The sequence below is a fragment of the Suttonella indologenes genome (assembly GCF_900460215.1).
Classification (GTDB): Bacteria; Pseudomonadota; Gammaproteobacteria; order Cardiobacteriales; family Cardiobacteriaceae; genus Suttonella; species Suttonella indologenes.
Map to the genome: position 1 here is coordinate 40,948 of NZ_UHIA01000002.1, position 24,623 is coordinate 65,570.

The window sequence follows — 24,623 nt, forward strand, 5'->3', positions numbered from 1 at the left end:
GCAAGACCCGACTTTTCGCGCTTAAAGTCCGCCGACTATCATTTTTGAGTATAGACAATGCTGGATAGTAGGACAAGTCCCGCTAATATTTATCAAAGTTATTGTTACCTGTACTAGAATTTATGATATTATAATTTTGTTTAAATAAAAGAAGGGTGGTTATGCTTAGCAGTTTGCAAAAAATTGGTGGTTCGCAGGCAATTATCTTGCCTAAACAGTTTTTACGCCAGATTGGGGCGCAAGACATGCTAGAAATTCGGCTTGTCGAGAATAAAATTGTACTCTCCTTGCCTGATAAAGTTCGTGAGAGTTGGGCAGATGCCGCTAAAGTGGTAGCTGCCGAAAATGATGATGCATTATTAGCTATATATGTGGAAAATCAATTTGATGAACAGGAATGGGTATGGTGAAACGGGGTGAAATCTGGTTGGTCAACCTCGATCCTGTTGAGGGACACGAAATCCGCAAAACTCGCCCTTGCGTGATTGTATCGCCAGACGAACTACATTATCTGCGAACTGTGTTGATAGCGCCGATGACGACTGGTAGTAAGCCTACACCCTTTCGGCAAGCGATCACATTTCAGGATAAATCAGGATTGATTCTACCAGAGCAGATCCGTTGCATCGATCAAAGCCGTCTAGTGCAGAAGTTAGGCGAGTGTCCAGCTGATGTGTTGTCAGCTTTGCTGGATATATTGAAGGAACTGTTTGCCCCATAATTTAGGAAACTTGGGTGCTTGACAGATAAGTGCTTAAGGCGTAAAGTGAAAATTGTAATAATCCTGCTAGGGAAATTGGAGGTGTGTATGCTTTACCTAATAAGTGCAGGGGTATTGTTGGTAGGTTTTGGTGTTCTAGTTATGCCTTTAATTAAATGCATAGCTAAGTTCGAAAATGAAGAAAAAACGTTTAAATCTATCGATTCTTATAAAAATTTTTCCGAACTAAAACAGTCCGCTTTAGAAGATGAACGTATCCTCCGTAGTTTCTCAGGGGGGAATATAAGTGGTGGTGAAACATTTAATAATACTTACAATAATTACGGTTTAAATGGCGATTAACCTCTAGTGATTTGTTAATCATGTTGCAAATATTTATAACAATTAGGGGGGCTTAGGTAGCCCCCTAATTATCTAATATTATTTAGAGTTTCCTCTTTTGTTTCTCCACCAATTACCTATACCTTTTCCTCCGAATTGTCCCATGACACCCGTTGTTCGAGCTACATTACCACTGGCGGTGTGTGAAGTACTTCGGCTTTCGCCATATGTACCTTTAATAGCTCCACTCGCATCTCCCATGCCAGCCATGCTGTAAAGATAGAAGACTACAAAAACAGAGAGCAGATAGAACATACCACTGCTCACATCAAGCAAAATGGCATTGAAAGGATTGCTGTTTATTATGCCGCCATACATAGCTTCTAGTAAGCGATCATCTAAATGGTCAATGATATGCCAAATACCAGGAATACTGGTCAAGGAAAAAATGAGCAGCAAGCCTTTAATCATGGTAGTGCCGCGTAATTCACCGATGACCATATATATGCCCCAGAACATATAGATGGTCATCATCACCATTGGTATGAGATAAGTCAGTATAATCTTCATAATCCAAATGGATGCATAAAATCCAACTACGCTACCAATAATTTGTCCGGCGCCAAGGTCTATTCCAAATATGCTTTGAATGACGGTTAGAGCACCTGTTCCGGCAGCTGCAAGACCCATTACGACACTTTCTCCGGCAGAAATAGGACTATCAGTGACTGTATTTCCCTGTAAGGATTCCAATAAAGCTGTGGTAAATTGGTCGTCTGAAGCACCCAAGGTGTTTTTGATTTCGGCTAAGCAGGCATTGCGATCAGGCATACGGCTGATATTGGGTCCCCCAGCACTACTCCCCATGGAACCTCCCACCATCTGTGGACGACAGGATTGTGGCCCGCTATGCGAAGCAACTCTGAGGAGGACATCATCGCTGAGCGCCTGTGTTAACCGTTCCCTCAGCGGCAATGTACTCCCATTGCCAGCTCGCCACCAAGTGCCACAGTCTGGTAGAGCCTCATCATTAAAACCAATGACAGCGCTAGTTGCCCTGAAACTTCCAGGAATCCCCCCTAATTCTGTGGATACAGTACTGTCGGTAATCATTGGAGAGTTTGGCGAAAAGAACATATCATAGACGAACGATGAGTCATCGAAGTAAAGCAGTTTGTACTGCTCATTCTGACTAGCCTCTTTGCCTAATAAACCTCTAGTATTTCTGGCTATTCCGCTTCTAAATTTGGCATCGACAGCGTCGTTGAATTTATCCTCAAACCAAGTTTTGACTTTACCATTTTGCATACCGTTATCGTAATACCCATTACGAATATTATTAACAGTACGCTCAACAGCAGCCATGCATTGTTGGCGGAATTGTCGATATTCCTGCATCAGCTGTACACCATTTTCGCTGCCACTAACGTTGGCATTAAGTACCTTATTGTTGGTGTCGCTAATATCCAATGCACAGGGTAATCTGCTGTAAATTACTTTGTTAAATCCTTGTCCTAGTCGCATAGCCATCCAAGGCATGATAGGAGCTCTGGCAGATGTGACGGCAAAATAGGTTCCATTACCTGATTTGTTAGCGTCATTAACCGACTGCGTTGCCTTATCACAGGTGGTACCCACGGTCATCCGATCAAATGATAAGGGGATCACTGGTACTACGGTAATTAAGAAAACTATCATCACTAGGACTAGAGTAATCAGCACCTGTTTGACGAAACCATATGGATTGCTCGTTGAGCTGAGAAATTCAATCAATAGGGCGAGAAAACCTTTGAGTAGTGGGTAGAGGAAAAAGCCAGTTACGGCAATCAGAAAATAGATAACTTGGAATACTGACCATCCGTAGACGGTTAAAAAGGCTTCCAAATAACTGGAAATATTCATGAAATCATCCCTTCAGAACAAAAGATAAGGTATTTGGGCAAACGTCAGCTCGACCAGCAATAAAAAACAAAATGCAGCCCAAGCTGGGATTGATAGCTGATTGATACGCTGTTCTTGGACATCCAGTTCGTTAATCTGGTGGAGATCGGCATAACCTAAGGCAAACAGTTGCTCTCTATGCCGACGTATTCTGGATTGAGCTTCTGCTCTAGCAAACTGTAGCAACTTAGGCAATACAAGCCACGAAAGTAAAAGGTAAATAAAGAGGCGTATAAAGGTCGCTGGCCACCAAATCATAGTAATCCACTGACGACTGGCTTGGACTCCTTCATCGCCCCAAATTAAAAGCATGAAGAATCCTAATATCCCGAGACAGATAGGTAAGATCAATGACAACCCAATCCCTTTAAATCGCCTTCTCCATTTACCCAGCGTAAGTGGCTGTTGTGGTAATTGTGAGCCTCTATCAGTGGAAGAGGATGCAGATGGTTCTACTGGCAAGGAATGCAAGCGCCATGCAAGTCGTTCATCGGCAACTTCCGTTAAGTTTCCCTCAGAATTTTTTTTGGGGAAATGATTGTCAGATTCTCTTGAGTCCATGCCCTTGTCCCCCTTAATTTAGAACTGATAGGCACGCTGGCCGATTTCTCTGATATCGTCAAGTATGCGGTAATAGAGCACTTTGTATGATTCTTCCATAGGTCCCTTCATACCTGAAAGCTGCAAGTCGGGTGCATACATCCCTGTTTTGATGGCTTGCTTGAGATAGATGAGATTGTTTCGCATACGGTTAATGGCATACTGTTGCGCACGTGATTCCAGTTCGACGGCTTTCTGATAGGGGGGCAGACGGCGTAGTTCATCCATCTCTACTGGAGGAATGATATGCCGAGTTTTACGCTCGAATTCTTCTCGCGTCAAAGTACGACTTTCATAGCTTTTGAGATCCTTTAGGAATTCATCGCGGTATTCCGTATATTTAACTTCGTAGCCACGTCCAGGAACGCTTTTAATAACTTCTTCTTGATTCGCTAGATCGCTGCCAATACGAGTTTCTAGGGCACCATAAATATCCTCAGCAAAGCGGTAAAGACTATCGGCATTAGGAAACTCTGTAAGAATAGGGTGTTGGCGCAATGTATTATCATTGATGGTGAAATCTTTGTTCCAAGCATCTTTATCGGTACGAGCTAAATTGAGATTCATACCAGCGACTACTAGGCTTTTGACCATGTTTATTGCTTCTTGACCATTACCACCGTAGGACTTTCCATCTGGCATGATAACCCCATTTTTCCTTGCTTCTTCCATAATCTCATCTTCGATTTCTTCTAATGAGGCTTTGCCTTCCATGTGCATGCCGATACCTAGCTTCCACTGTTCGCCTACCGCAATTTGGATGATCTCTCCTAAGGGGTTTTTGCCGTTGGCCACATCTTTTTCATAATCTCGACAACTGCGCACATTTATGTTGAACAGTTCAATATATTCATCCAGTTGCTTCGTGGTTAATTGACCTAGGGTAGGGTTAATTTTCATTAGCTGGTATTGCATAAATGAACTGATTGCACCCGATACCGAAGTCATAAGAGCTGCTTGTGCATTTTTGATTGTATTTTTCAGTTTATACTGGAGATTTTTAAGCTCTGCTTCGATGTTCTGATAAAAATTTAAATTCCCGCAACTATTCGATATGCCAACACGGGGACGGATCCCAACACTGAATCGCTGTGAGAAAGAACTAGGAGCGATATTGTCCAAATCTCCCGCCGCTCCACTTTGATAATATCGTCCAGCATCACCTCCAGGAACATCAACAGCGCGATAGTTTGGTGCAGATGATGAGGCTTGTTGAGCTGAGAGGTTTAAGGGCAAGGTAAAGCAAACAGATACAATAGCGATATAAAGAGGTTTACGGATGATCATAAAATTCTCCTGTGTTTATCGGTCAGAGGTGTTGGCAGATAAAATGGCGATGACCCGGTTTTCGCGTACATGTAAGGCACGGTTGAGATGATGTTCATCTTGTAGATAATGATGCTCTATTGGATCAAATCGCTTAAATTTTAATGGTGAGGGATTAATAGCGAGTTCCTCAAAAAAAGATATCCCTTCCAGTTCATTCAATTGTGCATATTTGAGTATGATTTCTACGGGAGACTTGTCGGCAAATTGTTTCAAAGTGGAAGAAAACTGCTTCAGGCAATCTTCATTAAGACACTTTTTATCTAAGTACAGTTGCAAAAGGTCGCCAGATTCCCAATTATCGGGATTATCTTTCAAAGCCTGTGGAAGATAATTGAGTGTGTCTATACCAGCTAGACGGTCGGTAAACTGCTGCATTTCGCTCGATAAATCATTTGCAGACATGGCTTGAGACACCATTAGGGCTGCCTCGATTTCGCGTTTTACCATATCTTGTTCGTATTCTGCTGCACGACGGGCATAGTATTCTTTGTCTTCAGGTGTCTCAGCTAACATTGACAATACTAGCAAAGGACTCAATTGTTGATGGCGGTATTTACCAGCAATTTCCATGTAATTCTGATATCGTTGGTGTTCTGTCTCATCAAGTTCCCAATATTGGCGGAAACCTTTATCACTATTGCCGATTTTTCCAAAATCAATTTTCGGAGCTGCTATTGACGGGCTAAGAAGGCTGATTGCACAGGCCATAAGTAAATATTGCTTAAAATTTATATACACAGATATTTCTCCATATTTTTCAATGAATTAGATTTTTTCCTTTTGAAAGCGGCGTCTGGAAAGCTCAATCTCTTCAGCAATCAACAAAGCGGCATCCAGTTCGCTAATATTTTTTTCTTTCATCAGTTGATATCGTTGCTGCTTTTCTTTTGAATCTGTCTGCCCAAGGGCTAACATAAGAGAGGGAGGGATATAGCGAATTAAGGTATCGGGGAAACGAGCAGAGAGTGAGATACCTTCCACAAATCGGCGTTCTTCCTTGCGAGGAAACTTGATGAGGTACTTGGTCTCAGAACTGAGATTTAGAATACTTTCGGCTTGATTGATCTCCTTTTCGTTCATTTTCATCAACCACCAAAATTCTGCATTACCCAATATTTTCTGCCCATCGCCACCAAAATCGCTGATATCTTGAGTGATGACCATCAGCCAACAGCCTAGTTTGCGAAAGACTTTGACTGCGACAACCAGTCCTGACATTAACAGCGGGATTTTAGCCCACAGGTGCGCCTCATCGATCTTAATTTCGATATCGCGGCCGCTACCCTGTAATTTTTCAGCCATGGCAGTGATGGTATAAATAGCGGATAAACCGGCTACAGCCAACATGTCTTGCTTGCCTTCCTTACCTAAGGCCCCAAGTTCTACGATAGTCAAATCATATTCTTCACCGAAACCGCTTGCATGGCGGTTAAACAACATACCGTGAAGCCCACCAGTCCATAGACTAATCGCATCAGCCATTTCTCGTAGTTCCAATGCGATTTTTTCGAGCCTTCCTTCTCGTTTAGCTTCTTCATCAGCCATGTCTCGCATTGCTTGTTCCATATGGACGGGACGAGCATGAGGTTCGCCTTGTTCGACCGATTTATTCAAACCCCTGATGAGCGCCTCACGTATCCAGGCAATTTGCGATTGTGATAAGTTGACATCATTTTTGCCACCAGTGACCATAATACGGAGAATATATTCCATTTCTGCTAAGTAATCCCTTTCTTCATCACCATCAGCATCTGAATCAGAATTTTTCATCCAAGTGCCTTCATTGATAGCCCGTGCTTTATTCACTTCTGCTAGAGCTTTCTGAGTTTCAAAAAATGGTGCCAAAACATCATTGGAATTGCCGTTTAAGACGAAGCGCTTAACTTTTTTTCCATGACGTTCCATGTAATCGCCTAATAATTTGAAGGAATTTCCGTAGTCAAATAAGAACATTCGTGGGTTGTTTACAGCCATGGACTGCATTGCCATATAACAAATCGAAGCTGATTTTCCCGATCCTGAAGGACCAAAAAAAAGCTCATGAGAGACTTTTTCTCGATCGGATGAATGGAAAGGGTTAAGGTAAAATGGTTCTCCTGTACGACTGTACATGATGTAACAAGGATTCTTACTACCACTTTTATTTCCGTAAAATGGGAGTAAAGATGCTAGGTGAGAGGTATAGCACTTCCGAGCCCGTAAAGCAGCATTACGGTCATGTGCAAAATCGTAGACTCCTGGTAGTGCCCGTATGAAGCTGTCTTGACTGATGAGATCAAAACGAGGGTTGATTACCTGGAAGCAGCCACCGGATTTAATTTTAGCAATTGCTGTTTCACCAACATCAATTAATTCTTGTAACGAATCTGCCCGCAGGTAAAGCCCCATTTGTACGTAAAATACCCGTTGACCATTACGCATCATTTCTTCGAGGGCTTCTGTAGCCTGCTCGGTAGCAAAGACAGCTTCTCTGGATGCGCCGTCTTCAGACATATATAAAACTTCTTTAATCTCATTTTGCATCAGATAGTCGGAGCGTGGTATTACTGTCCAGGTCATCATTGTTCCTACTGGCAACTCCTCGAAAATTGAAGCATCTATTGTTGGGTTATTGCCTTCGATATGCTGAACACCCAATGTTAATAGTCCATCTCGTGGAGGTTGATCAATACCTCCTATGGTTAAATAACGTAACCATTGATCACCAAAACGCCAAATACCACGTTCGCGTTCATCATTACTACGATGATATTGCGGTTGTTGATTAAACACTAACTGCCCCAGGTCGTAGGAAGCTGTTTTTTGCATTTGTTCCAGAGTATTAGCATCAATTCCTTCTCCCCCAAAGTATGGAGAAAGCCAATTGACCAGCTCATGGGGCAGGAGAGGTGTCAGTGATAACCCTGCATTACTAAGTGCACTGTAGAAGGCTGCTAAGTCGTAAGCTAATTGATCGGCAGGACTGCGTTTATTGTTCTTTTTCCAAAATTTTTGCGGAGCTTTACGGTAAATACATAAATAAACAGATTGTTCGCCAACACGCCAGCCTTGCACGTTACCAGCTAACCTGCTATCGGGGAAAATTCCTTTTGGATGGCTGATTAATTCGCTATGTACTCGGTTAGCTTCTAATATCGCACGACTATAAGGATCTTCAGATAAACCGCGTTCTGCCACTGCTCGGCTTAAATCATCCATAATAGAGTTTTTATCTTCTTTTAGAGCAAAAAATTGGGCAATATAGGGAAATTCTTCTTCAGCAGGTAGAGCATCCAGCGCCTGTGTAATCGCTATATTAAACCGCTCTAAACTTTCACTACTACCAGCATACATGTAACGAGTGTTGACACGCCAGATTTTGGCCACGTTTACACCGTCGTCTAAGAGATATGACTCATCTTCATCGCTATAATCGACTACTGGGAAATAGTCAGCAAATGCCGGTGCGCTGTCAAAAAGATGCCTGTATTGTTCTTCGGTAAGCTCGGGTGGACCGGAGAGTGGCCATTCGCCAGTAAGCCTCATCCAGAAATTTATCAAAGGATGGACTGTCGGTTTTTCCTTTTTGATAGGGGAGGTCCCTACTTGACCAACGTTACTGGCTTTCCTTTTAGCGGATTTCATAATATCCCTCGTTAGATAACGCATAATGATTACGCTCATAGAGATTGAAGATTGTGTAATAGCCGGGAATTGGTAATTCTCCATCATTGAGGTGCGGATAAACATATGCCACTATTTGTGGATTAGGTATCTGTTGAAAATCGCGCTGAAGTTCATTTACGTGCCTACTACTATGGCTGCTATTGGGAGAATATGCAGCTAAAATGGCTTGGCCATGGTGGTATTCATCATTTCCATAGTAGACTTTTGATAAGGTTTCACTATGCCCCTTTATTAATTCTGCAGTTGTTGGTCCGCTATCTGGGAGTAGCTTGTCCTTATCTGCTGATTTTAAAGTACAGCCGTTGAGTGCAGCAGCAGTTATGAGAGTGATTAGAAAATACGACTGTTTAGCAAATGGTTTCATATATATTCCTTTGTTTAGTCATAGTAGGAAGCACGATTGGGTTCACTGTAATAGTTAACCTTGCGGGCATTGGCATCGTAGTCGATAGGTACCATATCATTGAGCATAATTTGAACATTCTGTCCTTGTTCTACATATACCACATCGAAGGCATTTGCGGTCCGTTCTCGTACATAATCAGCAAATTCCGTAGCCGTTCCAGAAATGCCGCGACCAAACACAAAACGCCATACATTTCCATCAAGCATCGCGGTATAGTTACCATCGCTATTTTGTCTATAGCTAACTTGTCCTTGGGATAATCCCTCAGCTGCAGCTTCTAGGAAAGCTGCAGCACCACGAGATTTAAGATAACCGGAAGCATTGTCGATGTATTGTCCTTGAATGCAAGGTTTCCCCCATGCGTCTGAAAGATAGCCTAATGACTCACTGTGACTACTACCTTCTTCAGCGTTTTTGCCGAAATTTGCTATACGACCATCAACAAAAATGAAAGTGAGGCTATCAATATAACCACGAGCACATTGTTGTTCTCGTATACCTGTTGCATAGCCACTGGCGATCATGCCGCTGATACCGGGGATATGATGACCATTGGCAGCCAAATTTTCCGAGCCGATCTGTAATCTGAAAAAGAATGGGTCTTCGATGGTGTTATCACCGATCGGTACTCTCCCGATTACTGGTGTGATAAGTTTAGCTTGTAGTACGGTATTAGGCGGCAATGTATAGACTGGAAAAACAGTCGGCCATTCTTCTTTTTTCTGATTTACTTGGGCTTGTGGAAGCAACCGAGGGTTTGAGTTAGCATCACTAATGGTTGTTTCATTACCCCCTACTATTTTATTCATCCATTGTTCAATGGAGTTGCTTGCTTGTCGGTTGTTAAGTGCCGTGTTTGATGATCCATTGGTTTGGCTGACATAAGGTGTAATAGAGCCCTTTACAGCATAAAAATTTTTTTCAACAGGTTCTTCTTTAGTAGTGGGTGTGGGTTCTTGTAGAGGCACTGATACAGATGGGGATATTGTCGTCTGAAGAGCAACATTATTTTCTGTTGCAGTTGAACTTCTATTTTTTTCAAAACGATCCAGTAATTCTTGATAATGTGCTTCGCCTACTTTAATTTGCTCTTGAAGTTCGACGGTAAGATTGTTCAGTTCACTGATTTTTTCTTCAAGAGCTTGGCTTGCCTGCTCTACATTCTGACGGCTACTACCAGTAATTTCATTACGCAATTGACTCATCTGGCCAAGAAGGTTTTCAAGTTGTTGGTGCAAACGGGCATTCTCACTCTCGAGACGGCTTTTAGCATCTTCCAATTCTTGACGAATAACTTGTTGTTGACGCTGAGTTTCTAAGGTAAGAGCCGAACTCTTACGAACTTCTTCTGCATAAGTAGGATCATCTCCACGCCAAAAATTTTGCTGCTGCCCATTAATGGTTCTATTTTCTGGTATGTTATAAGTTTTACTTGGTCTTAAAACTAAGTAAATAATGAATCCGGCAGCAACAACAATTGCAAATAAGAGGAACTTGGCAAGTTTCATATGTCCTCCTAACGGTGGATAGCTTGTTCAAAAGGGAGCATGCTGATTAAAGCCCACAGGGTCTGATCGCGTTGACTACCAGAGGAATCTAATCTTGGATGCAAGGCGGCTGCAAAGACCCAGCGGCCACGGATAGCACGAGGATCAAATTCATAAGGTTTATGAGAACGGTTATTGACAAGAATTACTGTGAGATAGTGGCCTTGTATTTCCCATTGCTTAAGTGGTTTAAGAGATAATCTTGCTCCATCAATCCGTATGATACTGTTAAATTCCCCTTTACTAACGGTAACAAGGGAACCCAAATCAGGACCGATGAGCCGCGAAGGACCTACGAAATGGCGAAAACCAAATTGAACCATCTGATGATAGCCTGGAGTAGAAGGCGTAGGTGATGCTGTTAGTGTTTTAGGTTCCCCATCTTTGAGAAAATCTGGTTTATAAGGATTTTCTTTGGGTTTCTCAGGTGCTGCCATAGCTTTTGGTGCTGGCTTAGTGACTTCAGCTACTTTTTCGATAATAGTGGTATCGCCATCGAATGGTCCACGATCAGAAGCGGTAATATCGAGCATAATCAATTTTCCGTTTATCTGTTCAACTACCACTCTAGCTTTCTCAAAAGGGTTATCAGGCGTTAAATAAATTACTCCTTCAGGTGTAAGGAATGAATTTAGGGATTGGTCAGCTGCTTCACTTAAAACTGAGATATGTGCTACTGCCTGGGGAAATTTAATGATGGTTTCCTTACCTATTGGTAAGCGTAATGGCAAGGGTTTCTCATCAAAAACGACTTCTCTCGCTAGGCTTTGTAATGGCAACAAAGCAGCAAGTAGAAATAACTGTAATTTTTTCATCGTGCTTTCTCCGAAATATCATATTGTTCGAGAATAGTAGGACCATTACCGTAATAGCAGTCCACCTCAAGACCTAAGGGATTTAGATCCAAAGGGCGATTAGATCTGACTACCATCAAAGGATAAAGAATCCGGTTATACCGAGTTAACGAGCCACTGACTTCATCTTTTAGGTTGTATTCCAGTTTAACTAACCAACTATCAGCAGATAAGGCTTTAACACTACTCTCGTTAAATAAAGCATTTTCAGTAGGTAGCAAAACTCGGTTACGGTAACTATATAGACCACGATTGTTATCGAAATGTCGCTGTAAATCTGTCAGACAGCGACGAGTTAAATAGTGACTGTAGCTGCTAAGGCGCTGAGGATATTCATCTGCACAATCTTTCTCACAATAATTTAGTGATTCCCAAAAGGTACGAGCAAAACTGTAGACTGCATGAGAAGGAATTTCCGCTACTTTGTGCATGAAAGCCTTGCTGGTATCAGGAGGCGTATATACGGTAATAAACTTAGGAATTCGAACAAATGCAAATGAAAAAAGTCCAAGTAAAATAATTAATCCTATGATGCAACGATGCAAAAAACGAATGTAACGATTTGTCTCTGAAAATTTGTTTTTAATGGCCATCTGAGGTTCTCTCTCGTTGATAGCGCCTTGCCGGATGAATAAAACGGGCGCTTTTAGATGTCATAGCATGTCGGTGATAATAAAGCGGCTTGTCGGCACGTAGCCGAGTAAATTGTTTTACCTTGCGGAAAAACCACCATACCCCCGGAAGAATTGCTAAGGCCGTTGCTAGCGTCCAGTGAATAAGTAATATCAAGCATAACATTGCCATGATAAAAACAATAAGTCCGCTACGCATAGCCACCTTGAGCTCGGAAAAGGTACAGCCGAAGAACCCACTTTCAGGTTCTTCTTCAAGCCGTGTCAGAGTTTTATCTGGTTTATAAGTCATATTATTTTTGCCGCTTAAGCAAAAATTTTTGATAGTGGAGTTAACACAAAGGTGTTAATCACGTAAAACAGCATTAGGGCAAACACTAATACCATAATGATAATACCGATAATTTTAAATGTTGGACCCCATTCGCCGTCACGTCTAGCTTGATTGGCTGCAGAAAACATAGTGAATATGGTTTCCGCCATACCAATACCCACTCCAGCTAAAGCCATTAGGACAATAATTGCAGAAATAATCGTGGCAAAGGCTTTAAGGAAGTTGCCATCAGAAGTATCTACACCAGGGATTTTTAGATCTCCGGCGGGTAATGCAAATTGTGCATAGGCATCGGGGGATGTAAGCAAAAAGCCTATTAGACAAACCATAACGAATAGGCGACCAAGGTACTGACTGTCATATTGACGGAGCAGGGTAGTTTTCAACATAGTAATCTCCATTGTTGAGTTAAAAAATCAAGTAGTAACTGTTACTACACCTATAAATAGCAACAGAATAAATAGTGTCATCAGACCGATGCCGGCTACGCGCATGAAATTTATGCCGCGTTCTTCGTCTCTTTCTCCCATGCGTAGGCTAGATAGACTGGCAAATATTAGAAAGATCAAAAATACGCCAATAAGGACAGCAATAAACAAGACAGAATAGGCGCCGGCTTTAGCATCACTATTACCACCGGTTCCGGCAGCATCAAAAGATGCTCGTACTTCTGCAATAGTCTTTTCTGCCATTAATTTCTCCTAACACCGTAAAGGCTTGAGTCAACAGGTTTAGGTGGGGTTAGATGAATAGTATCGATCTGAGCATTGAGGTAAGCGCGGATACCATTTTCGGTCACCTGCATTTGTTCTAAAAGTGCGCGGTAATTGAAGCGGATCTTTGCCGTATTTTCACTATTTTTCTGTGCCATTGCTTCCACTCGCTCGCGTAGATACTCCAATTCTCGAAGTAAAGCGGCAATATCACTACGCTCGTCAGCAAAAGCTTGTGTCTGACTCAGGCAGCAAGCAATTAATAGCAAATTTTTCAATAGTATTCGCATGTTTCCTCCTAGAGATATTTTTTGAACGTCGCAAAGCTGATCAGCACGCTCATGAAAAACAGAGTCATGCCGGGCAGCAGGATGAAATTAGGATTAATTGCCCCAGGCCAGGCCAAATAAAGTACGGGAGCAAACCAAATGGTATAGGGTAAGAGAGCTTTAGCACGGTGGTAGATGCCGGCATGCTCTATTCCTCCCCCTAATTTGCGCAGCTCGCGCAAATGAAGACCATCCACGGCTGCGGCAACACCAACTAATACGAATAACAGGCTAGATAAGACTATAATGACGAAGCGGATACCGATAACCATCAGCACAAATACAAAGGCATTACGGTAATAAGGCCAATTGGCAAAGATGTCATTGACCCATCTTACAAAGAAATATTCTCCACCGGCAGCCAAAGGTTTGCTACTCGTGGGGACTAGAGATACTTTGAAAAAATCCACTACTCGAGTACCTAATTCTTCGGCAGAGAGTCCTGTGATAGTTGTGGGCAAATTATCGCCCAAATATCCTAGCTCGATGATCAAGACGCTTTCGGCATGTTGATGGTCAAAAATACCGGTAATCATTCCTCCCCACTCGATCAATACCGAGATTAATACGGCAGAAACGAGGTAAAACAGCATTTTTAGCCCTAGGGTCAGGGGAAGGAACATTAGTCCGAAAATCCCGATGTTCTGTTTGGTATGTTGGTTATTTTGTGTATTTTGCTTAGACATCAAAGATCCTCATCATGCAACAAATCTTCATGACGGCTGCCTAGGGTAAAATCCATATCCATATCATCGACCCAGACCTCACGGATGTTATCGGTCAGTTTGTTGTTGCTAGCTTGGGGGTCGTCATCGCCCGGGAATATATCCACAGGACTTAAAACTTCTTCATAACCATACCATTGAGGTACCTGGCTTTGATATTGCTCGCGCATTTTTTCCGCAGCAAGACGAATGTCGTCAGGAACTTTGTCATTGCGATCCGGCAAGAGCCAAGGTACGCGTCCTTTAAATAATTTGTTTCCGTCCATAAGCATAAAGAACTGCCCTTTGGGTAACTGCAGCAGGTCGGTAGCCGCCAACAACGGTACTTGGACTTCCTGCATACGAGATTGTGTTGAGGACGTGAAATCTACCGAAGAATTAGGGTCGGAGGAATCAGATGTGCCGGAGAAGACCAGTAAATCATTGACCTTTATTTGACGCTGCTTGCGTACAAACATGTTGCTGGTGTCCTCATCCTGTACGCGAAACATGATGACAGTATTAAAGTTACCGAACATTTGGTTGGCATAGGCTTTGCTTCCCAGGCGTGCCTCGAAATCCGAGGAGGTCTGTGTATAGGCAGTTACAGATACGCCGGCCCCCCCGGCTTTGTTCAGCGAGGGAATTAAGGTTTTATCAGCCGGCTCATTAGCTTCGTCGATATGGACCCGAATCGGTCGGATGCGCCGCGCTTTGCCAATATCGGGCAGACCTTGGTCGCGACCCTCTTTGTAAATGCGTCCGTACTGCGAGGTTAGATCAGAGAGCATGGAAGCACCGACAGTGCGAGCGACCTCCTGATCGGAGAGGGCATCGAGGCCTACATAGACAATTCCTCCGGACTGGATAATGCTCCCCCATTCAAACACCGGCTTTTGCGGATCGAGGTTGGCCGGGGAAATGAGATCAGCTACTGCACCGGTCGTCATTTTTTCTAAAAACGGATCAAGAGAAGCCACTAACTTACTTAAATATTGTTGGTCAGTGACAAAGGCTTTCGTTAGAGATTGGGCGGTATCGAGCTCATTTGCCGTGAACAGCAGCTTGCCCTGATTGTGTTTGTAAATCAGATAGCGAGCCAAAGCATCGCGGTCGCGGCTGATTTTGCTGATGTCGTCCATCAGGCCGGCGGCACGCCGGTCTTCGGCTTTCGGCAATGCGAGTATACGTTGGTATTCTTTGAGGGTATTTTCATAGCCGGTCATGCGCGAGCTCAAAAGTTGGTCCATAAACTCAATATACAGGGGCTCCAAGCTTTGGCTGTACTGCTTGATCAACGGATAGGTAGGAGTCTTGCCCACGGCTACAAGGCCCTTGGCGATCTGGTTGACATAGCCCCAGACAAATTCGCGGAAGGCGGCCGACTGGCCTTCGCCCGGCATCTGTGCGGCAATCCGTGTCGCCACTTCGGTGATACGCATAAACGAACCGACTGGGTTGTATTGCGCCGAAATAGAAGGATAGCCGAGGTGGAACAGATAGAACTTGTCTTCACGACCGGCACGCAGTGCCTCCGAGTAACAGCGCAGCATCAGATCGGCATCCCCTTTGGGGTCTATGACAATCACCACATCGCCACGGGCAATGTCTTGCGAGATAATCAGTTCGGCCAGGCGTGTTTTTCCGACCCGGGTTGTGCCCAACACCAAGGTATGGCCGACGCGGTTGTGCAGTTCTTGCAAGATCTGTTGCTCCGGCTCGTACATACCTACCGCATGCAGCCAGGGATAACCCTCCAATTTGGGTGCCGGCGGCCAAGGATTAAGGAAAAACAGCGGATGCTCCTCAGGAGCCGAAGATGATGTGAAATTAACCAGCCATTGCCAGCCTTTGCGATGCTCTAACTTATATTCCATACGCCGCACTAAGCGGTAGCTGTAAGGCATTTGTCGATATTTGGCGTTTTTGGATTGGTTCAGGTCATAGGCACGTTGAGTGTGGATGGCCGTCCACTCAAAGCCCATGCCTAAAAATTGTACCTTCTGCGAGTTAGGTACATCGCGTGAGTGCATGCGGTAGAGGGGCAAACGGGTAAGTTGACGCTGATAACGCTTGATTTTATGGCCACGCCAAAAGAGCGCGATGGCACGCAGCATAAATAATCCTGCCAAAGTGAAAGCCACTGTGGGAATCACAAATGCCAATTCAGATGCCAAAACTAACATGATTGCCAGGACTGTATAAGTCCAAGCAGGAATATATTCAACCACGTCGCGCAGGAGGACTTCTTTTTGGTAGCTCATTTGATAACCCCTCCGAGCAGACTGTATTTATAGGTAATAGAGGCTACATATTGACGCGTCTCTTGATAAGGTGGAATGCCACCATATTTTTGTACTGCACCGGGTCCGGCGTTGTAGGCAGCCAAAGCTAAGGGCAGAGACCCGAAATCCTGCAATTGCTGCTTAAGATAGCGAGCACCAGCATGTACATTATGATAAGGGTCGTAGTATTGGACTTCGCTGAGTCCTAGATTCTTGGCGGTTGCCGGCATTAACTGCATCAGACCCATAGCTCCCTTATGAGATTTTGCACGGGTATTAAATGCTGATTCTTGGTCGATTACTGCATGTAGCAGATTGAGATCAATGCCGACCTCAGCCGCTACACGTTCGATAATAGCTGCGGTATTGCCGGCAATCAGAATTTCGTCTGAAGTTGTGGTGGGTGAAAGCAGAGCAGGATGCGGTTCAGATCTGCTTCCACCCGGTGTTGTCAAAGTGCGCTCGACTGCAATATCTGCCGCCGGTGTAGCAATGACTGCCGCGCTGCGTGCTAGCATGGCCTCGGGTTCCAGTTCAGCCCACAGAGCCTCGCGGCTCTGAAAACTCAAGGCGCGGTTGTCAAAACCGAAGCGTAGGCTGGTATTGCTGCGGTTTTTGACCAAGAAATTGAACATCTCGATACGGGAAGGGAATTGATATCGACGTCCGTCAACGCGAACAGTCCATGGCCATGGTACTTCCAAGCTATGGCTTTTACGGCTGCTCTGACCTAGAGCGAATCGATAGAGGGATTCGTCGCTGACGCCATAACGGATAGCAACCTGACGATAGAGCTCAGGCAACTCGGCAGTGGCTGTTGTAGGCATTAATAGCAAAACGGTGATCAGTTGAAGGACTTTCACATTAGTCCCCTAGCATCTACATTACTGCCAGCTGTGGCATAATCATCAAAATCTTCCGTAAATCTAATAGGCTGATGGGGATTAAGTCGGCGACCGTTATATCGAACACTTTTAATACAATCTAAAAGCAATTTTCTATAGCCGGAATCGGTTGCATATCCTGCTCTTGCTAAAGCATCAATAGCGTCTGCCGGAGTTCGTGCAGAAAAATAACCATGCTTTCTATAACGCCCATTCCTGACGACAAAATCAACTCTGTCACGAATACTCTCATCAATGGTATTGAGGTTTTTAAATGGCGCCATGATCCAGACACTTTTTCCTTTGACTTCCTCACGTGTCCGACACATAGTATAACTTTCTCCTTTCACAGCTTTTATTCCGAAAAGGTTGTTTTTTGCACAAACTTTAGCACCCCAATTAGATTCACCACACCATTGAGCAGCCAACACTGTTGGATGCGGTTCGCCAAATTTCTGTGCAATCTTTGCAATAGTGATAAAATTTTGATGTCTACTTTTGGCATCACGACCTGGTAATAGATGTGATGCATTTCCAATAACTCCGATTGTTGGATTTTCATCTCCACTCATGCCACTATTGCCGTACCCCATTTCTGCCTCTTCGAAGTTTTCTGAATAATCAGACTCTGTTTCCTGACGGTCGCAACCCCATAAGGCAATTACAACCAGGAACAGAAAACATAGTGATAGGACAGAGATTTTCATTATTTGAGATAGCCTGATTCAGCATCATTTTTTGGCTTCATAAGTTACACGAGGCTTAGTTTTCACAGTATCAGGTATGCACCAATAGGTGCGGTTGTTCCAACTAACGGTAAGATCACGCTCTCGCCAGTTACAGTCGCGGGAAGGATTACCTGGCTGATTCAAAACGGTGCAAGCGTTAAGCAGTATCAGGCTGCCCAACAGGCATAGGCTGCGTTTCATCGGCTGCCTCCTTTAGATTGGACGTTGCGTAAAAAAATCCCCATATCAAAGCTCTCCTGGGCGGAAGTCTGATCAGTAATGGTTTCTGCCTGAACGGAATGAACAGAATGCTTGTTACTGCTGCTTTGACCTGGGGAAAAAGATGATACTTGGCTTAATGAAGAGTCCAAACGGCGCTCTTTGAGGCTGCGAGTGTCCTTGGATGTGGCGTTACTGATTTCGCCAGCTAGTGAAAAAACTGTTGCAGGAAATTCTGTTTCTGTTGCAGTTGGATACAGGGATGGGGTATTAAGTGTTGGAGCCAGTACCGTGTGATAGCGTTGGTTGACCTCATACGAGATAAGGCGGTTAACCGGATCGACGACCAAATCCCAAGCATCTCCCGATAGATATTCCAAAGCTTTTCCTAGAGGGATAGGATTGAGAGTACGTTTATACTCCGGATAGGGTTGGTTATATAGTCTCCAGATAGCCGGATCGGCATTGGATTCTGCGGCTAATGTCCAGCCGCTGCCGTCTAATAGCTGCGTTAGACCACTACCGATACTTGTTGCTGTAATGGTCTTATAAACAGGGGTGTTCAGATCCATGCTGTTGCCATCCAAACCCTCGACTATGGTGTAGCCGTTGCCGTAATACGTCTGTGCTTGTAGACCGACAGCGGACAGCAAAATCGGAAGAAATACTAAGCGCCGCATAATCTCTCCTCTCAGAACAAATGAAGTTATTGTGGTGAGTTGATTTTACTGTTTCAGAGAATATGGGATATTTTAACTTTATAAAATGCACCATATTTATGGATGAAAAATCCAATAAAGGCTAGTGTAAGAGCAAGGGCTCCTATCCTAAAGGGTGCTCTGCACGGCCTTCACGGCCGTACAGAGCACTAAAGTTCAAAGGAAAGGGCACGAAGGGCTGAAAGGTTGTTAAGGGCTTAAAGGTCTAAAGGTTTAAAGTATGCACATAATTCCAATTCCTTTCAGTGTCAGTATGGACATAATTAACAACACTCGTTATGTCAATAACATATTCCCCCTTCATATCAAGAGCCAAAGAAATGAAACGATTTGAGACAGGGCATCTAGCTCCCATCTACATTAATGCCGTTAACAGAATGGCGCCGGTTATTGAGCAACTGCTAAAGCAATACGAGGGGTGGTTCAAAAGAGATTATTTTGAAGATCTAGACAATCCCGAAACAGCATTGCGTAAATTTATACGCGAATTTGACGAATATTATCCGGCCAATCTTGAGCCCATGCGCTATCGGCTCGCGTTACGGACTATCATTGTCGAGCTTGATTGCTGGTATTACCGCACTAATGCGGTTGACGTGCAAAATCGGATCATAGAAGTCTGGCAGCCATTACGGGAAACCTACCGTGAATTTGTACATCGTCATACTACGGCAGGTTATATCGTTGAAAATGGCGGCAGTTATGACGAAAAATATCCTTCCGGCGATATTATTGTGTCCTGGATCCATAATATTCTTAATACTAGGGGTATCCCCTTTAATCTGGAATAACTAAGATGTTCAAATTGCCCTTATTTCGTAAGAAGCAACAACTGCACCGGGATGGACAGGTTGATATGCGCAAACTTCCGGTAATGCACGCTCAGGAATTAATTGATTTTACACTGCAACATAACCGCCTACGCAACATCAAGCGAATTGTTCAGATTGATGACGATACATGGGATATCCTGTATCAGGAAACCATCGAAAAATTTGCCGAAATGGTACAGATGATACCGGCTTCACAAGCCCATCATCATGCCGTGCCGGGAGGATTGCTTATTCACACCTTGGAAGTGATAGAACACGCGTTGACTCTGCGCCAGCAATACAAACTCCCTTTATTCGCCGACCAGGACAAGCAGGAAGCAGAGCGCCATGTCTGGACCTTCGCCATTTTCGTGGCAGCTCTGCTGCATGATGCCGGAAAGCGGATCACCATGTGTCGTCTGATATTCCCAGACAACACCATCCTGCAACCCTTCGATGCTATCAGTAAACACAGCGGACGCAATTACCGTATCGCGTTTATAGATACAAAATACTACGCTTTGCACGAGACGCTCGGCGCTACGCTGATGGGGTGGTTGCTCAATCCGATTGCGCTGAATTATTTGCTGCCGCGTTTGCACATTGTGCAGGAGGTGCTTGATTACATCCACGAGAGTGAGGAGCAGGGCATCATCGGAAAAATCCTCAAAACCGCCGATAGGCATTCTACCGGAGGTAGTCTGGCACATAGCAAAACGAGACGCTTTGCGGGTGCCGAGCTACTTAATATAGGCGAGCGTCTGATGACTCAGCTGCGCCAGTTACTGGCATCCAATCATTTTGTAATTAATCGCAGCAACGGCAACGTATATACCACTGGGCAAGGCTATACCTATATTCTCAGTAAGATCCTTGCTGATGATTTACGAGAAAGTCTGCGAGAGCAGGGGCAAACTGACATTCCTTCAGATAATCTGCGGATTTTCGATATTCTTCAGGAGTCAGGTTTTGCTGAAACAAATACTGATGGGCAGATCATGCACCATATTGAACGAATATATCAGGGAAAAAAAGATGTGTTTAGCGTGATCAAATTCCGCACAGCCAAATTATTCCGGACTCAGCCTCCCGAATTTGGCGGCACTATCCGTGAAGTAGAAGGTAAAGTAACTAAATCTCCATCTGAAGCAGTTAACCACCAAAAGCCTCAACTGAAACAGGAGGCTGCAAAATCCCTGCCTAATGCAGAGGATAAACAGACTATCTATGATGAAACAGGTGATGAACTCTTTGGAGCTGCAACAGAGAAAAACACATGGGAATCTGCAATAGATGTGGGCGACAACATAAATACTGGGACAGTTAATCAGGTCATACCATTGTCTGCAACAGAAGAAAGAATTCAGATAAGAATGGGCGAGATGATAAGCTCAGACGAGTCTAATACCAGTACAGAAACAACATACCAATCTGCAACAGACGAGCAAAAGTACACCGATCCTATGGCAGAAATGGATATTGCAAAAGCATTTTTAGATTGGTTCTGCGATCAGATCCGAACCAGAAACATTATTATCAATGCTACCGGCACCTTGGCTAATAAAGTAGTTCATCAAGATAGTTACGCTGTGGCGTTGGTAACACCTCGGATTTTTTCGCAGTTTGCATGTGATGTTTTGGGACTTTCAGAGGCTCAAAGCAAAGATAAGAGTATTATTTCCAAAATACAGGCACCTATACATGCTAAAAAGCTCAATATTCCAGCTAAAAAAGGCCAGATACATTACTATCAACTTAAACATAGTGAGACTGCTGCGTTTAATCAACGTGCCAAACTATTCTTTTACTTATTCGATATTGACAAAATCGCTGGTGATAATAAGGATGTTAAACAGATCTTTGATGAAACTGAAATAAACAAAAACTTGGCAAAAGTTTAATATGGTGTTACTCTTTATTGCGAGCATTTCATATGTACTCACCTAGGGTGTTATTAACTTTACTCTTTCATTAGGAATTGACGTTTGCCCAGTTGGTCGAACCATTGATCGAGTTCGGCGGCGTTTAAACCGGCTTCGCCTGCGCTGAGCAGACCTTCGCGCAGACGCTTGCGGTCTTGCGCGGTTTGCAGGCGTCCGATAAACCATGTGCCGGCATTGGAAAGGGCTTTGTAGTCCAAATCAATCGGGTTTTGCGTGGACAGAACGAGTCCGAGACCAAAGGCGCGCGCCTGTTTGAGCAGGGTCAGGAAAGCGGCTTTGCTGGCGGGATTGCTGTTAGGCGGCAGATAGCCGGCGATTTCGTCCATATAGAGAATGGCGCGCAGGGTGGAAGTGCCTTGTTGGCGGCGCATCCAGGCAATTAGTTTCGTCAGTAGCAGGCTGACAAAATACATTCTTTCGCTGTCGCTTAAATGCGCGATGTTCAAAATGCTGGTTTGGGCGCGTTTTTCAGGGCTGTAAAACAGGTTTTCGCAATCCAGCGCTTTGCCGCTGCGCCATTGGGCGAAGCCCGGTGCGGCAAGAAGATTGTTCAGTCCTAAGGCAAGGGATTGGCGTGATTTTTCCGGAAAGACTTGCGAAAGCGGCAAGATGCCGATTTTTTCAAAAGGCGGTCGGCTGATGGCGGCAATTAAGCCGCCTAAGTCTATGCTTTGCTGCTGCGTCCAGAAATGATTGAATATGTGCGTGAGGAAGACATGCGCCGGCGACAGGCTGTCATTGTCTTGCTTGAGCAAGGCAAGCAGACTTGCCGCGCTGCTGTCAAGATAGTCGGCATAGGCTTCGCGATTGGTTTGAATTTCGGCGGGCGGCGGCGGGAAATCGCCGATTAGTGCCAGCGGCAGACCAAGGCTGCTGCCCGGCGTGTAGAGATGTACGGGATTGCCGGCTTTGAGCATTTGCATGCGTTCGCTGCTTTGCCCTGATTGTTCAATGCCTTGCCGCCATTGCTCGGCGGTGTTTTCCGCCCATGTCGGCGCATCGATGCCTTGCTGGGCTAAGACGTCGGCATCGGCATAAGGCAGAAAATCTTCTGCCTGCAAACGGGGAAAATTGAGCAAGAGATTGCCTAAATCGCCTTTGGGGTCAATGGCGATGACGGGGATATTGTCTAATGCCGCTTCTTCCAAGAGGCTGATGCCCAATCCGGTTTTGCCTGAACCGGTCATGCCGATAATCACGGCATGAGTGCATAAATCCGCGGCATCGTAGAGCAGGGGGCGTTGCTCCGGCTGAATTTCATTGCCCAGATAAAATTGTCCGATGTTTTCAGGAATTTGATTCATGCGTCCTCCCATAAGGCGAGCAATGCGAGCAAATCCGCCTGCTCGATAAAAATGCTGGCTTGTTCGCGTACGGCAGGGCGGGCAATGACGCCGCCGTAGCCGATAACTACATCTGCCGCCGCTTTTCCGAGTGCGGCAACATCGCTCATACCGTCGCCGACCAAATACAGGCTTTTGAATTGATGACGAGCTTTCCATTGCGCCACGATCTCGAATTTGCCGACGGCGGTCGTTAAGGGACTGGGCAGCACGCCGCGATAATTGCCCTGCACATCATAATCCAAGGCAACAGCGAAAATATCTTCCTCGGCAATGCCCAGCGATTGTCCGAAGGGCAGCACCGCGTCCAGTAAACCGCCGCTAACAATGCCGACCCGTACTCCTTTGTCCTGCAAATGGCGCACAATTTCTTGCGCATGCAGACAGGGATTGGCGGCATATAAATCCGCAATTGCCCGCACGTCGCTGCGGCTCGGGCGGATAATCTCCAGCCTTTTGGCGTAAACGGCTTCTAGCGGCACTTCGCCGTTCATGGCGCGGTCGGTAAGGACGGCGATTTCGACACGACAATTTTTTGCCGCCGCCAGTTCGTCAATGCCTTCAATCGTGCTTAGGGTGGAATCGCAATCAAAAATAAGGGCTTGCGGCAGGGAAAAAAAGGGCATGGTCAATCCTGTGTGAGAAAAGCGGACAATAAAAAAGCCGGTTTTATCCGGCTTTTTTATGATGGCATTAAAGTGCGTTAATGCCTGAAGTAACGCCTTTTAAGGAAAATTCTACGGTTTGCTGCTGACCGCCGGCGAAGGTGGCGATTTGCAATTTATTACCTGCTTTGATTTTATTTAATATATCGCTTTCTAAAGGAATGGCAACATGGCAGCCGCCCGGCGAGCAGTAATCCAAGGGAACACTTTTCACTTCTTTCGTATCAACGGCAATGCCGATGCCGGCATGTAGGACTACGCCTAAAGGTACAGTAATGAATAAAACCGCCTGATTATTGGCTTCAGGCACTTTTCTAATCGCTAATAAGCCGACAACGGTACCGGCTTGGTTTTTCGCTTCTTGCATGATGCCGCACATGCCTTCTTGGCAAACGCCTTGCCAGTCGCCGTATTTTTGTCCGTTAGTAACGGCGGCTTGGGCGGCAAGACCGGTGCCTAAAACGGCGGCAATCAAGAGTTGTTTGAATTTCATGGTTCCTCTCCATATAAATGAAAATTTGTATCAGTGTATCAATTATATCGTCTTAGGCAAGCAGATTTTCATTTCGCAATGCTTGGCGCAGCCGAGCGGGATGCGATGCCTATGCTATGATGCCTTATTTTCAGGAACCTTTATGCGGATAAAAATTTGCGGTTTAAGCTGCGCGGAAGATGTGGCAGGCGGCGGGCGGCGGCGGGGCGGATGCTTTGGGTTTTGTCTTTTATCCGCCTTCAAAACGCGCGGTTTCGATTGAACAGGCGGCGGCATTGTTATCGGCGGTGCCGCCTTTTGTGCAAAGCGTAGGGCTGTTTGTGAATCCTGAAGCGGCATTTGTGCGGGCGGTATTAGAGAAAGTGCCGCTGGAGGTCTTTGCAATTTCACGGTCAGGAAGAAGCGGCATTTTGCGCCCGGTTTCGGGCGGCGTTG

General features: G+C 44.8%; 27 protein-coding genes. 6 read left to right on the plus strand and 21 right to left on the minus strand.

What is annotated here, in order from left to right; translation table 11 throughout:
* Positions 1-161 precede the first annotated feature (161 nt).
* The 3 genes from DYC63_RS00250 (at position 162) to DYC63_RS00260 (ending at position 1,063) form a co-directional block, all read left to right on the plus strand.
* Positions 162-410 (plus strand): AbrB/MazE/SpoVT family DNA-binding domain-containing protein, encoded by a 249-nt coding sequence (locus DYC63_RS00250; protein ID WP_115217391.1) that lies wholly within the window; start codon positions 162-164, stop codon positions 408-410.
* Positions 404-721: a type II toxin-antitoxin system PemK/MazF family toxin gene (locus tag DYC63_RS00255; protein WP_115217392.1), complete on the plus strand. Its 318-nt coding sequence runs from the start codon at positions 404-406 to the stop codon at positions 719-721. Before DYC63_RS00250 ends, DYC63_RS00255 begins: the two co-directional genes overlap by 7 nt.
* A gap of 87 nt (positions 722-808) precedes the next feature.
* The gene (locus DYC63_RS00260; protein ID WP_147284896.1) at positions 809-1,063 is read left to right on the plus strand and encodes a hypothetical protein; all 255 of its coding nucleotides are present in this window, start codon (positions 809-811) and stop codon (positions 1,061-1,063) included.
* Between the two features lie 78 nt (positions 1,064-1,141).
* Here DYC63_RS00260 and DYC63_RS00265 read toward each other — a convergent pair whose 3' ends face one another.
* The 18 genes from DYC63_RS00265 to DYC63_RS00350 all read right to left on the minus strand — a co-directional run bounded on the left by DYC63_RS00265 (position 1,142) and on the right by DYC63_RS00350 (position 18,893).
* Positions 1,142-2,944 (minus strand): hypothetical protein, encoded by a 1,803-nt coding sequence (locus tag DYC63_RS00265; RefSeq protein ID WP_115217394.1) that lies wholly within the window; start codon positions 2,942-2,944, stop codon positions 1,142-1,144.
* A gap of 12 nt (positions 2,945-2,956) precedes the next feature.
* Positions 2,957-3,544, minus strand: coding sequence for a hypothetical protein (locus tag DYC63_RS12325; protein ID WP_147284897.1), 588 nt, complete (start codon positions 3,542-3,544; stop codon positions 2,957-2,959).
* 18 nt (positions 3,545-3,562) lie between these two features.
* Positions 3,563-4,870 carry a hypothetical protein gene (locus DYC63_RS00275; protein WP_115217396.1) on the minus strand — a complete coding sequence of 436 codons (1,308 nt, stop codon included), beginning with the start codon at positions 4,868-4,870 and terminating at the stop codon, positions 3,563-3,565.
* 15 nt (positions 4,871-4,885) lie between these two features.
* Complete coding sequence (locus tag DYC63_RS00280; RefSeq protein WP_147284898.1) at positions 4,886-5,650, minus strand: hypothetical protein; 765 nt, start codon at positions 5,648-5,650, stop codon at positions 4,886-4,888.
* A 27-nt stretch (positions 5,651-5,677) separates the two neighbouring features.
* A complete protein-coding gene (locus tag DYC63_RS00285) occupies positions 5,678-8,575 on the minus strand; it encodes a conjugative transfer ATPase (RefSeq protein ID WP_172459342.1) in 2,898 nt (965 codons plus the stop codon).
* Positions 8,523-8,942, minus strand: a complete 420-nt coding sequence (locus DYC63_RS00290) for a TIGR03751 family conjugal transfer lipoprotein (protein ID WP_115217399.1) — start codon at positions 8,940-8,942, stop codon at positions 8,523-8,525. Before DYC63_RS00290 ends, DYC63_RS00285 begins: the two co-directional genes overlap by 53 nt.
* 14 nt (positions 8,943-8,956) lie before the next feature.
* Positions 8,957-10,492 carry a TIGR03752 family integrating conjugative element protein gene (locus tag DYC63_RS00295; protein WP_115217400.1) on the minus strand — a complete coding sequence of 512 codons (1,536 nt, stop codon included), beginning with the start codon at positions 10,490-10,492 and terminating at the stop codon, positions 8,957-8,959.
* Positions 10,493-10,500: 8 nt separating this feature from the next.
* On the minus strand, positions 10,501-11,346 hold the full coding sequence (locus DYC63_RS00300) for a DUF3438 family protein (protein WP_115217401.1): 846 nt from the start codon (positions 11,344-11,346) through the stop codon (positions 10,501-10,503).
* A complete protein-coding gene (locus DYC63_RS00305; protein WP_115217402.1) occupies positions 11,343-11,978 on the minus strand; it encodes a DUF2895 family protein in 636 nt (211 codons plus the stop codon). The genes DYC63_RS00300 and DYC63_RS00305 overlap by 4 nt, the downstream gene beginning before the upstream one ends.
* Positions 11,968-12,309: a DUF3487 family protein gene (locus DYC63_RS00310; RefSeq protein ID WP_115217403.1), complete on the minus strand. Its 342-nt coding sequence runs from the start codon at positions 12,307-12,309 to the stop codon at positions 11,968-11,970. Before DYC63_RS00310 ends, DYC63_RS00305 begins: the two co-directional genes overlap by 11 nt.
* A gap of 14 nt (positions 12,310-12,323) precedes the next feature.
* Positions 12,324-12,740, minus strand: a complete 417-nt coding sequence (locus DYC63_RS00315) for a hypothetical protein (RefSeq protein WP_115217404.1) — start codon at positions 12,738-12,740, stop codon at positions 12,324-12,326.
* Between the two features lie 27 nt (positions 12,741-12,767).
* A complete protein-coding gene (locus DYC63_RS00320; RefSeq protein ID WP_115217405.1) occupies positions 12,768-13,043 on the minus strand; it encodes a hypothetical protein in 276 nt (91 codons plus the stop codon).
* A complete protein-coding gene (locus tag DYC63_RS00325) occupies positions 13,043-13,354 on the minus strand; it encodes an RAQPRD family integrative conjugative element protein (RefSeq protein ID WP_115217406.1) in 312 nt (103 codons plus the stop codon). The genes DYC63_RS00320 and DYC63_RS00325 overlap by 1 nt, the downstream gene beginning before the upstream one ends.
* An 8-nt stretch (positions 13,355-13,362) precedes the next feature.
* Complete coding sequence (locus DYC63_RS00330; RefSeq protein ID WP_115217407.1) at positions 13,363-14,079, minus strand: IncC plasmid conjugative DNA transfer DtrJ family protein; 717 nt, start codon at positions 14,077-14,079, stop codon at positions 13,363-13,365.
* Positions 14,079-16,361: a type IV conjugative transfer system coupling protein TraD gene (gene traD, locus DYC63_RS00335; RefSeq protein ID WP_115217408.1), complete on the minus strand. Its 2,283-nt coding sequence runs from the start codon at positions 16,359-16,361 to the stop codon at positions 14,079-14,081. The genes DYC63_RS00330 and traD overlap by 1 nt, the downstream gene beginning before the upstream one ends.
* Positions 16,358-17,245, minus strand: a complete 888-nt coding sequence (locus tag DYC63_RS13595) for a lytic transglycosylase domain-containing protein (RefSeq protein WP_281267752.1) — start codon at positions 17,243-17,245, stop codon at positions 16,358-16,360. The genes traD and DYC63_RS13595 overlap by 4 nt, the downstream gene beginning before the upstream one ends.
* Positions 17,242-17,973, minus strand: coding sequence for a glycoside hydrolase family 73 protein (locus tag DYC63_RS00345; protein WP_115217409.1), 732 nt, complete (start codon positions 17,971-17,973; stop codon positions 17,242-17,244). Before DYC63_RS00345 ends, DYC63_RS13595 begins: the two co-directional genes overlap by 4 nt.
* A 218-nt stretch (positions 17,974-18,191) precedes the next feature.
* Positions 18,192-18,893 (minus strand): hypothetical protein, encoded by a 702-nt coding sequence (locus DYC63_RS00350; RefSeq protein WP_115217410.1) that lies wholly within the window; start codon positions 18,891-18,893, stop codon positions 18,192-18,194.
* A gap of 359 nt (positions 18,894-19,252) precedes the next feature.
* Here DYC63_RS00350 and DYC63_RS00355 point away from each other — a divergent pair, with 359 nt between their 5' ends.
* Both DYC63_RS00355 and mobH read left to right on the plus strand, forming a co-directional pair.
* Complete coding sequence (locus DYC63_RS00355) at positions 19,253-19,723, plus strand: hypothetical protein (protein ID WP_147284899.1); 471 nt, start codon at positions 19,253-19,255, stop codon at positions 19,721-19,723.
* Positions 19,724-19,728: 5 nt separating this feature from the next.
* Complete coding sequence (gene mobH, locus DYC63_RS00360; protein ID WP_115217412.1) at positions 19,729-21,645, plus strand: MobH family relaxase; 1,917 nt, start codon at positions 19,729-19,731, stop codon at positions 21,643-21,645.
* 59 nt (positions 21,646-21,704) lie between these two features.
* On the opposite strand, the gene DYC63_RS00365 is transcribed toward mobH, so the two are convergent.
* The 3 genes from DYC63_RS00365 to DYC63_RS00375 all read right to left on the minus strand — a co-directional run bounded on the left by DYC63_RS00365 (position 21,705) and on the right by DYC63_RS00375 (position 24,188).
* The gene (locus DYC63_RS00365) at positions 21,705-22,991 is read right to left on the minus strand and encodes an ATP-binding protein (protein ID WP_172459343.1); all 1,287 of its coding nucleotides are present in this window, start codon (positions 22,989-22,991) and stop codon (positions 21,705-21,707) included.
* Positions 22,988-23,656 carry an HAD-IB family phosphatase gene (locus DYC63_RS00370; protein WP_115217414.1) on the minus strand — a complete coding sequence of 223 codons (669 nt, stop codon included), beginning with the start codon at positions 23,654-23,656 and terminating at the stop codon, positions 22,988-22,990. Before DYC63_RS00370 ends, DYC63_RS00365 begins: the two co-directional genes overlap by 4 nt.
* A 67-nt stretch (positions 23,657-23,723) precedes the next feature.
* Positions 23,724-24,188, minus strand: coding sequence for an invasion associated locus B family protein (locus DYC63_RS00375; RefSeq protein ID WP_115217415.1), 465 nt, complete (start codon positions 24,186-24,188; stop codon positions 23,724-23,726).
* Positions 24,189-24,367: 179 nt separating this feature from the next.
* Here DYC63_RS00375 and trpF point away from each other — a divergent pair.
* Positions 24,368-24,623: phosphoribosylanthranilate isomerase (trpF, locus tag DYC63_RS00380; RefSeq protein ID WP_484420468.1), on the plus strand; the 256-nt coding region annotated here is incomplete at its 3' end.

Excerpts from the sequence above, each read along its gene's own strand:
- DYC63_RS00325 (WP_115217406.1), bottom strand. The coding sequence starts at position 13,354 with ATGCGAATACTATTGAAAAATTTGCTATTAATTGCTTGCTGCCTGAGT.
- DYC63_RS00305 (WP_115217402.1), bottom strand. The coding sequence starts at position 11,978 with ATGGCCATTAAAAACAAATTTTCAGAGACAAATCGTTACATTCGTTTT.
- DYC63_RS00255 (WP_115217392.1), top strand. The coding sequence starts at position 404 with ATGGTGAAACGGGGTGAAATCTGGTTGGTCAACCTCGATCCTGTTGAG.
- DYC63_RS00250 (WP_115217391.1), top strand. The coding sequence starts at position 162 with ATGCTTAGCAGTTTGCAAAAAATTGGTGGTTCGCAGGCAATTATCTTG.
- DYC63_RS00290 (WP_115217399.1), bottom strand. The coding sequence starts at position 8,942 with ATGAAACCATTTGCTAAACAGTCGTATTTTCTAATCACTCTCATAACT.
- DYC63_RS00310 (WP_115217403.1), bottom strand. The coding sequence starts at position 12,309 with ATGACTTATAAACCAGATAAAACTCTGACACGGCTTGAAGAAGAACCT.
- traD (WP_115217408.1), bottom strand. The coding sequence starts at position 16,361 with ATGAGCTACCAAAAAGAAGTCCTCCTGCGCGACGTGGTTGAATATATT.
- DYC63_RS00265 (WP_115217394.1), bottom strand. The coding sequence starts at position 2,944 with ATGAATATTTCCAGTTATTTGGAAGCCTTTTTAACCGTCTACGGATGG.
- DYC63_RS00355 (WP_147284899.1), top strand. The coding sequence starts at position 19,253 with ATGAAACGATTTGAGACAGGGCATCTAGCTCCCATCTACATTAATGCC.
- DYC63_RS00275 (WP_115217396.1), bottom strand. The coding sequence starts at position 4,870 with ATGATCATCCGTAAACCTCTTTATATCGCTATTGTATCTGTTTGCTTT.
- DYC63_RS00300 (WP_115217401.1), bottom strand. The coding sequence starts at position 11,346 with ATGAAAAAATTACAGTTATTTCTACTTGCTGCTTTGTTGCCATTACAA.
- mobH (WP_115217412.1), top strand. The coding sequence starts at position 19,729 with ATGTTCAAATTGCCCTTATTTCGTAAGAAGCAACAACTGCACCGGGAT.
- DYC63_RS00285 (WP_172459342.1), bottom strand. The coding sequence starts at position 8,575 with ATGAGCGTAATCATTATGCGTTATCTAACGAGGGATATTATGAAATCC.
- DYC63_RS00330 (WP_115217407.1), bottom strand. The coding sequence starts at position 14,079 with ATGTCTAAGCAAAATACACAAAATAACCAACATACCAAACAGAACATC.
- DYC63_RS00365 (WP_172459343.1), bottom strand. The coding sequence starts at position 22,991 with ATGAATCAAATTCCTGAAAACATCGGACAATTTTATCTGGGCAATGAA.
- DYC63_RS00315 (WP_115217404.1), bottom strand. The coding sequence starts at position 12,740 with ATGTTGAAAACTACCCTGCTCCGTCAATATGACAGTCAGTACCTTGGT.
- DYC63_RS00260 (WP_147284896.1), top strand. The coding sequence starts at position 809 with ATGCTTTACCTAATAAGTGCAGGGGTATTGTTGGTAGGTTTTGGTGTT.
- DYC63_RS00295 (WP_115217400.1), bottom strand. The coding sequence starts at position 10,492 with ATGAAACTTGCCAAGTTCCTCTTATTTGCAATTGTTGTTGCTGCCGGA.
- DYC63_RS00320 (WP_115217405.1), bottom strand. The coding sequence starts at position 13,043 with ATGGCAGAAAAGACTATTGCAGAAGTACGAGCATCTTTTGATGCTGCC.
- DYC63_RS00375 (WP_115217415.1), bottom strand. The coding sequence starts at position 24,188 with ATGAAATTCAAACAACTCTTGATTGCCGCCGTTTTAGGCACCGGTCTT.
- DYC63_RS00370 (WP_115217414.1), bottom strand. The coding sequence starts at position 23,656 with ATGCCCTTTTTTTCCCTGCCGCAAGCCCTTATTTTTGATTGCGATTCC.
- DYC63_RS00350 (WP_115217410.1), bottom strand. The coding sequence starts at position 18,893 with ATGCGGCGCTTAGTATTTCTTCCGATTTTGCTGTCCGCTGTCGGTCTA.
- DYC63_RS00345 (WP_115217409.1), bottom strand. The coding sequence starts at position 17,973 with ATGAAAATCTCTGTCCTATCACTATGTTTTCTGTTCCTGGTTGTAATT.
- DYC63_RS12325 (WP_147284897.1), bottom strand. The coding sequence starts at position 3,544 with ATGGACTCAAGAGAATCTGACAATCATTTCCCCAAAAAAAATTCTGAG.